Below are 13,771 nucleotides of genomic sequence, written 5' to 3'. Positions count from 1 at the left end.
CAGCGGAATGGTGTCCGGCTCCTGGCAGTCACCAGGTGATCAGTGGGAGTCGCTCGGTGGCGATGAACAGCCATGTGACCACGACCACCAGGGTGACCAGGCGGAAGGTGTGGCCCCACGTACGCAGCGCGAGCCGCACCGTCCTCCCTACTTCCTGGGCGGTGGTTGACTTCATGGGTCCCCCCTAAAAGTAGAAAAGACGCCCATTCGGGCGTCCATGACCAGCCGGAAAATGGTAGTGACGGTGGTGTCCTGGGGTATTTCCGCTAATGCCTCCCGGTGACGGATCTGGTCTCTGTACTGTCGGTGATCTTGCCCGGACGTGTCAAGCTGCGCACGGTAAAGAATCGGCCTGTTCGGGCGGCCGTACAGAATGCCCTTTTCGGGATAGTTGCCGAAATGGGGAATAGTGCATTTTCCCGAAGGTCAGGCCGTGCCGGGCTCGGAGGCCTTAGATCAGATCCCAGGGCACCGACTCGTACGCCTCGGTGAGCGTCTTGACGAGTCCGGGGTCGACCGGCAGCGTCAGGTCGTCGACCCGGCCGACCGGCGCGACTCCGCCGGAATTGCCGACGAACGCCATGTCGAACGAGGCCAGGTCGGTCACCCGGACCGTGCGCCGCCGCGAGGGGAGGCCGCGCTCGGCCAGCGTCCGCTCCAGCAGCTGCATTGTGATCCCCTCCAGCAGAGGGGCGTCCGGCCAGACGATCGACGCGCCGTCGAAGAATCCGATGTTGGCGATCGCCGTCTCGGAGATGACGCCGTCGGGCGCGGTCAGCAGCGCGTCGTCGAAGCCCGCACGCTCGGCCGCCACCCCGAAGTGCATCTGCCCGAACGACCCGACGTGCTTGATGTGCGCGACCGGCCGCTGATAGCCCACCGTCTGCAGGCTCAACGGGCCGGTGGGCATCCCGCCGGGCCGGCGGACGATCACCAGGATCGAGACGTCGTTAGCGTCCCACGGCTGGAACACCACGAGCCGGATGGCCGCGTCCTCGATGTCGTCGCCGAGCGCGTGGCGGATGCGCTCGCGGACCAGCTCCCCGTCCAGGCCTTTGCCGAACAGCTCGCGGTTGGCCGCGTCCAGCCGCGAGAGGTGGAGCTCCAGGCCCCGGGTGCGTCGGCCCCGGACCTGCATGACGGTGAGGTGGCCGTAGTTCACCAGCGCGAGGTGGCGCAGCCCGTCCGCGGTCGCCGGGCCGCCGTCGATCTCGAGACGGAGGGGAACCGGAGGCGTCATGATCACAACATAGCGAGCCTCGCCGTCCTGTTGGAACCTTCCACACGGCCCAGGAGTCGTACCGGGTCTACCCCCGCAGCAACACGAACAGGACGACCATGACGTTCCCCGTCCACGACCTCGTCGGTGAGACCCTGCTGCGCGCCCTCACGGAGCGCGGCCTCCAGGCGACCCTGCCCGAGCCCACGACCCTCGAGGTCGTCCTGCCGGACGACCGCTGTCTCACCCAGGACATCACCGAGTGGCGCCAGGATGCCGAGCGCGGCGGCCCTGCCGCGGTGGCCAAGCTCGCCGCGGAGTTCGCCGACCAGACCGCGACGGTGCTCGGCCAGTACGCCGCTCAGCAACCCGCCGGAGGGATGCCGCCGGCCGACAATCTCCGGCTGCGGATCTACACCGACGACGCCCTGGGCGACATGCGGGACGGCGTGGTGGCCCGCCCGCTCGCGCCGGGCCTGCTGGAGACGGTGGTCGTCGACCACCCCGACATGATGGTGGTCCTGAGCCGCGCCGACCTCGGTGGCGCGGACGAGAACCAGGTCTTCGCCGCGGCTCTGTCCAACTCCATCGGCACCGAGGCCCACTACGCGCAGACCGACGACGTGCAGGGCGTTCCCGTGACGCACATCGGCGGCACGCACCGGTACGTCGGCGCGCACGTCCACGTGCTCCGGCGCCACGTCGAAAAGGCCCCGTACGGAGCGCTGGTCTCCTTCCCCGTCCCCGAGTACGTCGTCATGCACGTGATCGGGGACGTGCACCTCTTCAGCGCGATGGAGATCATGCAGGCCCTCTCGCGCCACCAGTTCGAGGCGGGCGAGAAGGCGATCAGCCCGCAGGTCTACTGGTGGCGGCCCGGCCCGTACGAGCAGCTGCCCGAAGCGGAGGCCCTGGCCGGCGGAGGGGTCCCCGACCTGCGTCCGGTGGGCATCGAGGTCGACCACGAGGAGAAGAGCGTCACCCCTCTGACCGCCGGCACCGGCGAACTCGTCGAACTGTGGATGCGCGACCAGGCCTGAGGGCGGGTTGACCGACGCGGCGTCGCGGGACGCTGAGAGAATCGCGTCCGATGTATCGACTCGTGTTCTCGCTGATCTTGCGCCGCCTTCCGGCGGAGCGTGTCCACCGGATGAGCTTCGCGGGGCTGCGCCTGCTCGGCGCGGTCCCCGGGGCGCTGCCGCTGTTGCGCCGCGCCCTCGGCCCCCGTGACCCGGCGCTGCGGGTCCGCGCGCTAGGCCTGGAGTTCCCCGGGCCGCTCGGGCTCGCCGCCGGGTTCGACAAGGAGGCCGAGGCGTACGAGGCGCTGGGCGCGTTCGGCTTCGGGTTCGTCGAGATCGGTACGGTCACGGCCCGCCCGCAGCCCGGCAACCCGAAGCCGCGGCTGTTCCGCCTCGTACGCGACCGGGCGATCGTCAACCGGATGGGCTTCAACAACCACGGCGCGCGGGCGGCCGCCGCCCGCCTCCGCCGCCACCGGAACGTCATCGTCGGCGTCAACATCGGCAAGACCAAGGTGGTCCCGGAGGCCGAGGCCGTCGCAGACTACGTTGAGAGCGCCGAGGCGCTCGCGGCGCTCGCCGACTACCTCGTCGTCAACGTCAGCTCCCCGAACACCCCCGGCCTGCGCAACCTCCAGGCCGTCGAACACCTGCGGCCGCTGCTCACCGCCGTACGGGAGGCCGCCGACCGAGTGTCCGACCGCAGGGTGCCGCTCCTCGTGAAGATCGCTCCGGACCTCGCCGACGCCGACATCGACGCGGTCGCCGACCTGGCGCTCGAACTGGGGCTCGACGGCATCATCGCGACCAACACCACGATCTCCCGCGACGGCCTGGCCACCGACCCGGCCGAGGTCGAGGCGGCGGGCGCGGGCGGCCTGTCCGGGGCACCGCTCAAACGGCGCTCGCTGGAGGTGCTCGAACGCCTCCGGGACCGGGCGGGCGACCGCCTCGTGCTGATCTCCGTCGGCGGGATCGAGACCGCCGACGACGCCTGGGAGCGGCTCCGCGCCGGGGCCACGCTCGTCCAGGCGTACACGGGTCTGATCTACGGCGGCCCGCTGTGGCCCCGCGCGATCAATCGGGGCCTCGCCCGCAACCTCCGCGGCACGGACACGACCGGCCGCTGACCCGGCCGTCGGCGACGGCCTTCTCGATCCGGGTTGGTCTCGGCTCCCCGGAGCCTCATGATGTGACCAGGCGCGCCGAGAGGAGCCACTGCTGATGTCCAGGGCCGCACAACCGGACTCCGACGGGGTGGTTCGCGTCCTGAAGGCGGTGCCACCGAGTGTCGAAGGGGCGAAGAGCCCGGCGGAGTTAGCCGAGCTCGCCGGGCTGGGGCCGGAAGGGACCGAGCGCGTCGACGCCGTACTGGCCATGCTGAAGGTCTTCGGGGTCCTGGCCGTCCAGCACGACCCGGACGGCGCGGCGCGATTCAAGGCGGCGACCCCCCTCGCGTTCACCTTCATCAGGAGCGTCGCCGAGTATCTGACCCACGATTCGAGCATTCTGCGCAACTGGGGCCGGACCGGAGTCAGCGATCCGCCGTATTCAGATTCACTGGTTCTGTCCGGGCCGCAGTTCCTCTTCGCGATGGAGCAGAACCGCCTGGCCGGGAGCGGAGAGTCCGCCGTCCCGCTGGACCGGGTGGAGATCGCGCAAGCCGTCATCAAGGCGGCGTCAGGCCCTGGCCGCGACGCCCGCTACCTGGTCCAGTTCGACGACCGGGCCCGCCAGTACCAACTGATCGGCGGGCACCGCCGCCACGACGACCCCACGATCGAGCACACGGTGATCCGAGAGCTCGAAGAGGAGCTCACCGACTTCACGTTCGATCGCCGAACCGACGGCCTCGTCGAGCTTCAACGGTTCGAGAGCAAGCGGGTCTCTCGTACATACGCCGTACTCACCCACTACGACATCACGGTCTATCTACTGCGCAGCCGCCGCGAACGCCTCACGCTCGGCCCGACGGACCGCTGGGTCACCGAACGAGAGCTGCTGGCCGGGCGGACCACGGACGGGACACCCATCATCTTCGGGCTCGTCGGCCTGCCCGGCGGCCTGTCCGGACTAGAGCCCACCCTGCCGGCCGTCCGGCGCGCTACCACCCTCGACGTGATCCGCAGGCATCCCTGGGAAGCGGCAGGGATCGTCCTGGGCATCCTCGGGCTCGTCGCATCGATCATCCCCCTGCTCTGAGCGGACGATCGGCGGCCTTCCGCCGAGGATCTCGCCGCTTCAGTAGTCGACCGCCGCACGCGCGTTGTTCAGGTCGTCGGTCGCGATCACGACCTTCACCCCGCCGAAGGTGGTGTAGACGAGATCCACGTTGACGTTCGCGTCGGCGAGACGCCTGGCCAGCTCCCCGAGCGCGCCGGGCCGATCCTCGATGTCGACGACGAGGACCTCACGCTCGTCGGCGACCCCGATGGTGGCGGCTTCGAGAGCCTTATGACACCTGGCCGCGTCGTCGTCGTCGACGAGCACGTGAACGACGCCCTTACCTTCACCGGTGAACGCGGCGAGACCGTGGATGTTCACGCCCGCCTCGCCGGTGATCTCACCCAGCCGGGCCAGCTCGCCCGGCCGGTCCTCGATGATGACCGTCAGATCTCTCGGCATGGCATCACATCTTTCCCACTTAACGCAGAACCTACCCATCCCCGACGCTGAGGACGATGCCCGCATCGGTCGGCGCTCACGGCGGCGAGGCGACCGGTCGCTGATCCGACCGGCCTGCCCGCCGCCGGGGTCGCCGCGGCCCACGGACGCGCCGCCGGTCGAGCCACCGTGGCGCACGGACGCGCCGCCGGTCGCGCCGCCGGTCGAGCCGCCGGTCGAGCCGCCGGTCGAGTCGGCGAGGCCCCGATCCCGGCAGGTAGCGCTCGCGGCGGCCGACGACTTCCGCCGAGGACCCTTCGGGGTTCTGACCCCAAGGATCCTCGGCGATCAAGGTCGACCGTGTTCAGCGTGGGTGACGTTCAGCGTGGGCGACGGTGCCAGAACGGCTTGCGTTCGGGCCGTTCCGTTCCGTCCGTCCGTTCGGCTTGGCCCGCATCGCCTGCCTCGTCCGCGTAGGCCGCGAGCTCGTGGAGCGTGCGGTCCCATAGCTCCTCCAGGTCCCGGCCGCGGGGGCCCGCCGGGTCGTCGCAGGACCGCAGCGCGGCGACGAGATCGGTGAGCGCGCCCGGGACGAGCACCTCGAGGCGACTGCCCAGGTCGGCGAGGATCTGGCGGCGTTCGAGCTCCGAGACCGGCCGGGCCGCGCGCAGCCGCCGCAGCTCCTCGGCGACCTGAGCACGGGCGTCCACGGCGGACGCCGTCGTGCTCTCCCGCATGGGCATGCGCGCTCGGGCCGGGGCGAAGCCCCGCGTGGGCCCACTCGGTGCGGCGCCGGGGACGGGGCCGCGCGGCGGCGGCGCGGCGGCCGGCATCGGCGCGCCACCGTACACGCCTGGCGCCGGCGGTGTTCCGTAGCCGCCTGGCGCGGCCGGTGCTCCAGGGGCGACCGGTGGGGCTCCGTAGCCGCCCGGCGCGGGCAGGGCGCTGCGGGAGCTCGCCGCGAAGGGAGCGGCCACGGGTGTCGCCGCCTCCCAGCCGGACGGCTGCTCGACGGGCTGGATCACCTTGTGCGCCGGTGCCCCGTCGGCCGCGACGCGGGTGTCGACGGCGACGAACGCGGTGAACCGGCACAGCACGCCGTACCGCAGGGACGTGTCGACGATCCGCTCGATCGCCCGCTCCGGGTCGCCGTCGCCCGCGAGATAACGGTCCTCCAGCTCCCGCAGGTGGGCGCGGGCCCAGATGGCGGTGGCCGCCGCGTCGTCGGTCGTCACCGGCTCCAGGCGCTGCTCCCAGGGCGAACCGTCGGCGGCGACACCGCGCAGCGTGACGGGCCCGGGCGCGGCGCACCGGCCGCGGACGACCAGGGGCACGCCGGGGAACAGGTCCCCGGGACGCCCCGGCGCGAGCGTGCCCGGGACCACCGAGGGCATGTCCAGGGACACACCGGTCACCGCGGGCGAGGCGATGCGCCGGTGCACGTGGTCCATGACCTCGTCCAGCCGATCCTCCGACTCGACCAGCTCGCACCGGCCGGCGCCCGCGACGGCCAGGCGGCCCAGGAAGCCGGCGTTGACCGCCCGGTCGATGCCGATCGTGTGCACGCGGAGACCGTTCAGGGACAGCCGTCCGAGGATCTGGTCCTCATTGCCGACCTGACCGTCGGTGACCAGCACGATGATCCGATCGCGGCCGACGTCACCGGTGACCTGGTCGCCGTCCGCGTGATCGGTGACCTGGTCGCGGTCGGCGTGGTCGGTGACCCGGTTGCGATCGGCGTCACCGGTGATCCGGTCGCGGTCGGCGCGAGCGGGGATTTCGGCGTGAGCGGGTGTGCGGTCGCGGCCGGCCTGATCGGTCACCCGGTCGCGGTCGCCCTCGTCGGACAGCAGCGCCACCGCCTCTTCCAGCGGTCGCAGGATCTCCGTGCCGCCGCGTGCGTCGAGCCGGGCCAGGTGCTCGACGGCGCGGTACCGGTTGCGGTCCGTCGCGGCGGAGAGACCGCCGGGGAGCGCCCGCTCGATCTCGTGGTCGAAGGACAGCACGGCGAACCGGTCGCCGCCGTCCTCCCCACTGCGCAGCGTGTCGACGATGCGGGCGGCGGCGCGGCGCGCCGCCACCATCTTCCAGCCCATCATGCTGCCGGAGCGGTCGAGGAGGATGACGACGTCGCGGGGGCGCGGCGCGGCGGGACCGGGCGGCGGCAGCACGGTCACCGTGAACGTCTCACCCGACACCGCGCACGAGGCCCCCGCGTCGTACCGCAGCCGCAGGACGAAGTCCCGGTCGAGCCGCTCGCCCGGCTCCAGCCGGAAGGTACGGCCGTCCGCCGTCACGGTGTGCAGGCTCGACCGTACGCCGTCGAGGGGCAGCCCGGCCGGGTCGACGTCGACCGCCAGGGTGAGCCGCACCGGGTTCGGGAAGCCGGGCAGCAGCACGGGCGGGCTGATGCGGGACGCGTCGGGCACGGCGTCGGTGTCGGGTCCCGTGCCCGCGCCGACGGACGGCCCGTCCAGGGGCGTGCCGGGGATGTAGCGCGGCGCGACGACGAGGGGGAACCGCAGCGTCGCCTCACCGTCCTCGTACGGCAGAGGCTGGCTCAACGTGAGGCGTACGGTCACGCGTTCGCCGGGCAGGATGTTGCCGACGCTCATGGTGAACACGTCGGGCCGGTCCTCCTCGGCCAGCGCCGCCCGCTGCCCGGCCGCCAGCGCGGCCTCGTAGTCCTCGCGGGCCTGCCCGCGCTCTTTCAGCACGCCCTCGACGACGCGGTCGGCGGCCTCCATGCGCATTCCGGTGACGGCGGCGCGATCGGGCAGCGGGAAGACGTACGTCGCCTCCAACGGGACGTCGAAGGGGTTCTGGAACCCCTGCGTCATCGTGATCCGGGCGGACAGACCGGTGACCGCCGCCTGGACGTCGACCGAGTCGAGGGGCAGGTTGCCGCGCTCGGTGCGCAGAGCGCCCAGCCCGGCCTCCGGTACGGGTGCCACCTTGTCGGGCAGCGTTTCGATCTTCATACGAGTCCCCTTTCGGAGAGGAGGTCGAGCAGGGGAGCTGCGGCGGCCACGATGGCCGTGGCGTCGTCGGAGGATGGGGACGAGTCGAGGAGCAGCGTCACGCCGGGCGCCAGCCGGACGCCCCGGACCAGAGCACCGGCCCCTGACGCGCCGGCCGCATCCCGTGCAACGGCGACGGTGTCACCGGCTCCGGTCGCGCCGACCGCGTCGTCGGCCGCCGACGTGCCGGCGGCATCCTGTGCAGCGGCGACGGCATGCCCGGCATCACCGGCTCCGATTGCGCCGTAGGCATCCTTGGCACGGGCAGCACCTGCGGCAGCGGCGGTACCGCCGGCATCAGGCGCACTGATCGTGCCGAACGCATCGTCGGCGTCGTTCGCCGCGGCACCACGGGCACCGGCGGTGCCGGGCATGCCGCCGGCATCGAGGGCACCGATCGCACCCTGCTCATCGGCAGCGCGGATGGACTCGACGACATCCTGAGCGCCGTTGGCAGCGCCCGCAGCACCGGCAGCACCGCGGCTATCGGGCGCGACGTCGGCGCGTGGAGCGGGCTCGCCTTCCGGCGGCGCCGTGCCTCGCTCCGCCGGGGACGCCGGGCGCTCGGCCCAGAATCGGCGGGCGGTGCGCCCCGGCGCAGGCCCGCCACCGAGCCTGTCCGGCCGGCTTCCACCGGTGACCCCTTCCGGCCCGGCTCCGTCGGCATCGGACTCCGGTGCGGCTTCACCAGGGACCGGCGCGCCGGGTGCCGACGACCTTTCGCCGGGTGCCGGGGAGTCTCTGGTAGGGACCGGGGCCGGAGCGGCGGCCGTTTCGGCCGAACCCAGGTTGAGAGGGTCGAGCCGGGCGATCCGACGGAGCGTGGCGTCCGTGGCACCGGTGAGCTCGGCCTGGATGTCGGCGAGGGAGCGGCCCTCGGCCTGGCGGCGCTTGATGGCCACGAGTTGCAGCAGGTGGCGCGGACCGTACACGGCGATCCGGCCGCGTCGGCTCAGCGGCGGATCGACCAGGCCGATCGTCACGTACCACCGAATTGTGCGCTCGCCCGGCAGATCCCGGATGCGGCCGCTCGGCGGCGCCGCACGCCCGTCCGACAGGACGGAGGCGGCCTTGGCCGTGAGCTCGGCGAGCGTCCATGGTCCGTCCATGGCTCAACGATGACACTGTAACTATTGCAGTGTCAATGTTCGCGCGGGTCGACACTTCGTCAAGTCGCTTGAACAGGCCGTTCAAGTGCCTTGATCGGTCGCGATCTCGGCAGCACTCTTTCCGATGAGGAGGAGTGCCGTGTCCGGACGTGCGTCCATGGCCGGCGCGTCGGCGCAGGCCAGGTACCGGTCCCTGCGGGCGGAACAGCGACAGGAACGGGCCGTCGCGCGGCTCGTGATCTCCGGTGTCGCCGGGTCCATGGCCGCCGGGCTGTTCGGCTGGCTGCCCGGGTTGGCGGTCGGCCTGGCGCTGCTGTTCGGGCAGACCTTCTACTTCCGCATCCGGCCCGGCAGGGCGAGGAACTGGCGGCGCGGCGCCGCGGCGGAGCGACGGACGGGGCGGCGTCTGTCCCGGCTCGATCCGGCGTACTTCCACGTGCTGCACGACCGGGCGCTCCCCGGCGGCCTCCGGGGCAACCTCGATCATCTGGTCGTCGGCCACACGGGTGTGTACGCGATCTCCTCCCGGCGATGGCCGCCGCTCACCCGCCTGCGGCGGGACGACGGCCGCCTGTGGGCCGGGCGCCGCCCCCTGGCCCGCCTGCCCGTCCGGGCCCGCCGGGTCGCGGACGCGCTCGCGGACCGCATCGCCGCCGAAACGGGCCAGGACGTCGAGGTGTCCCCGATGATCGCCGTGCACGGCGGCCGGCTGTCGCGCGGCGGGATCCTGTTCGACGGCGTGCTGCTGCACCGGGCCGAGCGCGTGAACCGGCTCATCGAACGGCAGCCGGTGCTCTACACCACCGCCGAGGTCGCGGCGATCGCCGCCGCGGCGGAGCGCGCCCTGCCTCCGATGATCGACATATAACGAAAAACCAGCACGCTTCGTGACGGATTAGTACGCTCAGCGCGACAGCTGAAGATTTTTCGCAGCCGGGGTGATCGTATGGAAGGTCGCATCGTGGTCTTCGGCGCGACCGGCTACACCGGCATGCGGACCGCGCGCGCCCTGGCCGACCAAGGCGTCCGACCGGTCCTCGCCGGGCGGGACGCCGAGGCCCTCGCCGCGCTGGCCGACGAACTGGGCGGGCTGGAGACGGCGTACGCGGACGCCACCGAGCCGCGGACCGTCCGCGCCCTCGTCGAGCGGGACGACGTGCTCGTGACCACGGTCGGCCCCTTCCTCCGGTACGGGCAAGCGGCCCTCGAGGCGGCTGTCGACGCGGGAGCGCACTACCTGGACACGGCAGGGGAGTCGCTGTTCGTCCGGGAGGTCTTCGAGGGGTACGGCGTGAAGGCGAGCTCCGCGCTGCTCCCCTCCTTCGGCTACGACTATGTGCCGGGCAACCTGGCCGGGGCCCTCGCCCTCGACCGCGTCGGTGAGGACGCCGTACGGGTCGACGTCGGCTACTTCGTCGGCGGCGGCTCCCTCGTACGCGGGCTGTCCGCCGGAACCCTCGACTCGGCCCCCGGCCTGCTCGCCACCCGGATGTACACCTACCAGGACGGCGTCGTGGACGAACGGCGATCGCGGGTGCGGAACTTCGAGATGGCCGGCCGGTCGCGAATGGGCGTGTCCATCGGGGCGTCGGAGCACTTCACGCTGCCGTCGTCCCATCCCGGGCTGCGCGAGGTCAACGTCTACCTCGGCTGGTTCGGCGCGGCGACGCACGTGGCCGCCCGGCTGCCGCGCGGCCGCGCCACGGCGGCCGTGATCCGCGTGTGCGGCGGCGGCCTGGCGCGTCTGGCCCGCCGCAGGGCCGGCAAGGGCACGCTGACGTCGCGGATCGTCGCGGCCGCCTACGACGCGGACGGCTCTCTGCTGACCGAGGTCCATATGTCCGGCGGTGATCCGTACGATTTCACGGCCGGAATCCTCGCCTGGGGCGCCCGCCAGGCCGCCTGTGGAATGACGGAAACAGGGGCGCTCGGGCCGGTTGCGGCTTTTGGCCTGTCCGAGCTGGAGGCGGGCTGTGCCATGGCCGGAATAGCGCGCGTGACCGGCTGAGGCCCTGAGGGTGCGTTCGTGCGGACGACCTGCGCGAAGGTGGCGTTCGAGCCGCCTTCCCGGCGATAGCGGTAAACAGTGACAAAGGGTCATTTTCCGCCTATCGAAGCCCCTAATGGAGATCATTTATCTGTGAGCCGCTAATTATCTACGCAAGGCTCGCGGGAAATAGTTGAATGCGAAGCGGAAAAGGCTTTACCTTCACGCCATGGAAGACCGCCTACTGGTCGGTGGCCTGCGGTCGGGCGACCCCGGCGCGATCGGCGCGGTGTACGACGCGTACGCCGACCGCCTGTACGACTACTGCTGGTTTCAGCTGCGCAACCGCGAGGCTGCACGGCTCGCGCTCCGCGACGCGCTGCTCGGCGCGCAGGCGCACATCGGCGAGCTGCGAGCACCCGAGCGGTTCGGGCCCTGGCTGTACGCACTGGCGCGGATCGAGTGCCGTCGCAGGCGGCCTCCGGGCGCGCTCCACCCCGACATCGCCATCGCCCGCCACGACCAGGACGACGTCGACCTGCGCGTAATCGCGTGGCAGGCCCTCACCGCCCTGCCGGCGCTCAGCCAGGAGCTCCTCGACCTCCGGCACCGCCACACCCTCGAGCCAGGCGACATCGCCGGTGTCGTCGGGCTCCCCACCCGGGAGGTCACCGACCTTCTCGGCCAGGCGAGTGCCCTGCTGGAGGCGGCCGTCATCGCGGAGATCCTCGCCCACGAGGACCCCTTCGAGTGCGACGGCCGGGCCGCGATCCTGCGCCACCGGCGCGGTGAGCTCGGCGACGACCTGCGTGAGGCCCTGGTCTGCCACGGGATGGAGTGCGACGTCTGCGCCGCCCACCTCCCGCGCACGATCTCGACCGCGAAGGTCTGCGCCCTGCTGCCGCACACCACGCCGCCCGACGCGCTGCGGCAGGAGGTCACCGGCTGCTTCACCGACCCACGGTTGGCCGGCTACCTGCTGTTCGCCGCGGCCCGGCTGCGCGCGTTCGGAGCCCGCGGCTTCCCCGAGCAGCGGGGGGCCGAGAGCCTGCGCGCGTCCGCCCGTGATCCGCGCTGGCCACGCGGGCTGATCGCCGTGACGGGCGCGGTGTTCACCACCGTCGCCGCCGTGACGGTGAGCCAGTGGCTCGGGCAGGACACCCACCACACCCACGCGGCCGGCGGCGGAGTGCCCGCACCCCGCGCCCGCGTGCCCAGCCCCGGCCCCGTCGAGCCGCCGGCGGTCGGGCGGCCGGTGTCGGCGACGTTCCCGCTCGGCCCGCGCGCCACGGCAGTTCCGGCGAGCCCGCTGGGCGGCGGCCGGCCGAAGGTTCTCGCGCCGGCCCCCGGCGACGGACGGCTCGACGTCGCGCCCGGCCGGCTCACCCTCGGACCCGGCGGCAGCGGCACCATCACCCTCCGCGCGGTCGGCGGCCCGGTCCGGTGGCAGGCCGCGGTGACGGGCGCGGTCAGGGTCAGCCCCACCGGCGGAGCGCTCGCCCCCGGCGAGACGGTCACCGTCTCCGTTCAGGCCCCCGCCGACGGCCCCGGCGACGCGGTGATCGTCATCTGGCCGTCGGGGGCACGCGTGGCGGTCGCCTGGAGCGGCCCCTCGTCCCCGCCGTCCCGCCCCCCGGAGCCCTCCCCACCGCCCACCACCACGCCGCCGACGTCCCCGCCGCCGTCCACCCCGGCACCGCCACCCACCACCCAGCCGCCACCCACCACGCAGCCGCCGCCGTCCGGAGAGCCACCGGCGCCCTCCTCCGGTGCCAGGCCGACATCCCACTCCGCCCCGCCCTCGCAACGCCCGGTTCCCGAGCGACGCCCGATCCCTGAGCAATCTCCGGGTTCCGAGCAACGTCCGGCCCCCGAGCAACGTCCGGTTTCCGGGCAAGCTTCGGTTCCCGAGCGACGCCCGGTCCCCGAGCGCCGGTCCGAGCCGGCGCCACATCCGGGTTCTCCCACGGAAGTGGCACCCCACGATCGAAGCGCCGACCAACCGCGAGCCGAGACCACGTGAACGCGCCCCAGCCACCGGAAGCCCTCGCCGTCCGGCGTGGAGAGGACGTCAAGTCGGCCTATACCGTCCGGGTCGGCGACGTACGCGGCGATCTCATCGCCCCACTGGCGGTCTCTCCCCACCTCGTCGACGTCGTGGAGCGGATCCAGCGGGCCCCGTGGCCGCAGTGGCTGGAGCCCGGCGTCCGGATGCGCCGCGAGGTGGCCGAGCTCTGCCGGCTGCAGGCCGCGCGCGGCCTGACGGTGCTGGCCTGGCTCGCGGAGGGCGACGCCCCGGCCGACATCGACTGGCTGCTGCAGACCCATCGGCTGACCGGTCGCCGCCAGGAACGGATGTACGACGCCGCCGAGCGGCTCGCCGACCCGGTGCGTGAGCTCGTCGTCGCGAACTGGACCTGGGCGATGTCCAACCCGCACGGCGGCCGGGTGACCGCGCCGTTCTTCGCCAGCCGCGCCTACCCCGACGACGGGTACGCCGCGGCGCACGCCACCATGACTTTGCTCCAGCTGTGGGACCGCGTGCCCGAGGTACGCCAGGCGCTCGCCGTGGCATGGGCCGCGACGCGCACCCCGGCCGACTGGTGCAAGGCGGCGGAGCTGCGGGCCGGCCACGGCGCCGCGGTCCCGATCTTCACCTATCCCCGGGGCCCGGTACCCCCGAAGTCGGCGGTACGGCCGTGGATCAGCCGCCTCCTGAGGTGCGTCTGACCTTCCCTGAGACCGGCGCGCTCGCGTGAGGGGGCGGAGTCCGCCGGGCCGACGGTCCTCCGAGCTGTGGCCGGTCTTCTCGG

General features: G+C 72.7%; 12 protein-coding genes. 7 read left to right on the top strand and 5 right to left on the bottom strand.

What is annotated here, in order from left to right; translation table 11 throughout:
• Positions 1-28: 28 nt before the first annotated feature.
• The gene (locus AB0I04_RS17045) at positions 29-175 is read right to left on the bottom strand and encodes a hypothetical protein (protein WP_345428885.1); all 147 of its coding nucleotides are present in this window, start codon (positions 173-175) and stop codon (positions 29-31) included.
• Between the two features lie 276 nt (positions 176-451).
• Positions 452-1,240 carry an aminotransferase class IV gene (locus tag AB0I04_RS17040; protein ID WP_360885191.1) on the bottom strand — a complete coding sequence of 263 codons (789 nt, stop codon included), beginning with the start codon at positions 1,238-1,240 and terminating at the stop codon, positions 452-454.
• A 98-nt stretch (positions 1,241-1,338) separates the two neighbouring features.
• Between AB0I04_RS17040 and AB0I04_RS17035 the strand changes: the two genes are divergently transcribed.
• The 3 genes from AB0I04_RS17035 (at position 1,339) to AB0I04_RS17025 (ending at position 4,440) form a co-directional block, all read left to right on the top strand.
• Positions 1,339-2,259 (top strand): hypothetical protein, encoded by a 921-nt coding sequence (locus AB0I04_RS17035; RefSeq protein WP_360885188.1) that lies wholly within the window; start codon positions 1,339-1,341, stop codon positions 2,257-2,259.
• A gap of 50 nt (positions 2,260-2,309) precedes the next feature.
• Positions 2,310-3,368: a quinone-dependent dihydroorotate dehydrogenase gene (locus AB0I04_RS17030; protein WP_360885185.1), complete on the top strand. Its 1,059-nt coding sequence runs from the start codon at positions 2,310-2,312 to the stop codon at positions 3,366-3,368.
• Positions 3,369-3,462: 94 nt separating this feature from the next.
• Positions 3,463-4,440, top strand: coding sequence for a hypothetical protein (locus AB0I04_RS17025; protein WP_360885182.1), 978 nt, complete (start codon positions 3,463-3,465; stop codon positions 4,438-4,440).
• Between the two features lie 39 nt (positions 4,441-4,479).
• Here the strand turns inward: AB0I04_RS17025 and AB0I04_RS17020 are convergent, their stop codons facing one another.
• From AB0I04_RS17020 to AB0I04_RS17010, 3 genes are all read right to left on the bottom strand, one after another.
• Positions 4,480-4,863 (bottom strand): ACT domain-containing protein, encoded by a 384-nt coding sequence (locus AB0I04_RS17020; RefSeq protein WP_360885179.1) that lies wholly within the window; start codon positions 4,861-4,863, stop codon positions 4,480-4,482.
• Positions 4,864-5,222: 359 nt separating this feature from the next.
• Positions 5,223-7,823, bottom strand: coding sequence for a VIT domain-containing protein (locus AB0I04_RS17015; protein ID WP_360885176.1), 2,601 nt, complete (start codon positions 7,821-7,823; stop codon positions 5,223-5,225).
• The gene (locus tag AB0I04_RS17010; RefSeq protein ID WP_360885173.1) at positions 7,820-8,971 is read right to left on the bottom strand and encodes a MerR family transcriptional regulator; all 1,152 of its coding nucleotides are present in this window, start codon (positions 8,969-8,971) and stop codon (positions 7,820-7,822) included. Before AB0I04_RS17010 ends, AB0I04_RS17015 begins: the two co-directional genes overlap by 4 nt.
• Before the next feature lie 139 nt (positions 8,972-9,110).
• On the opposite strand from AB0I04_RS17010, the gene AB0I04_RS17005 reads away from it, so the two are divergent.
• The 4 genes from AB0I04_RS17005 to AB0I04_RS16990 all read left to right on the top strand — a co-directional run bounded on the left by AB0I04_RS17005 (position 9,111) and on the right by AB0I04_RS16990 (position 13,688).
• Positions 9,111-9,839 carry a nuclease-related domain-containing protein gene (locus tag AB0I04_RS17005; protein WP_360885170.1) on the top strand — a complete coding sequence of 243 codons (729 nt, stop codon included), beginning with the start codon at positions 9,111-9,113 and terminating at the stop codon, positions 9,837-9,839.
• A gap of 78 nt (positions 9,840-9,917) precedes the next feature.
• Positions 9,918-10,979 carry a saccharopine dehydrogenase NADP-binding domain-containing protein gene (locus tag AB0I04_RS17000; protein WP_360885167.1) on the top strand — a complete coding sequence of 354 codons (1,062 nt, stop codon included), beginning with the start codon at positions 9,918-9,920 and terminating at the stop codon, positions 10,977-10,979.
• 208 nt (positions 10,980-11,187) lie between these two features.
• Positions 11,188-12,981, top strand: coding sequence for a hypothetical protein (locus AB0I04_RS16995; RefSeq protein WP_360885164.1), 1,794 nt, complete (start codon positions 11,188-11,190; stop codon positions 12,979-12,981).
• Positions 12,978-13,688, top strand: coding sequence for a hypothetical protein (locus tag AB0I04_RS16990; protein ID WP_360885161.1), 711 nt, complete (start codon positions 12,978-12,980; stop codon positions 13,686-13,688). Before AB0I04_RS16995 ends, AB0I04_RS16990 begins: the two co-directional genes overlap by 4 nt.
• Positions 13,689-13,771: the final 83 nt, after the last annotated feature.

This window comes from Actinoallomurus sp. NPDC050550 (genome assembly GCF_040655075.1).
Taxonomy (GTDB): domain Bacteria; phylum Actinomycetota; class Actinomycetes; order Streptosporangiales; family Streptosporangiaceae; genus Actinoallomurus.
Note: the sequence above shows the minus strand (reverse complement) of the source record. Positions and strands in the feature narration are given on the sequence as shown.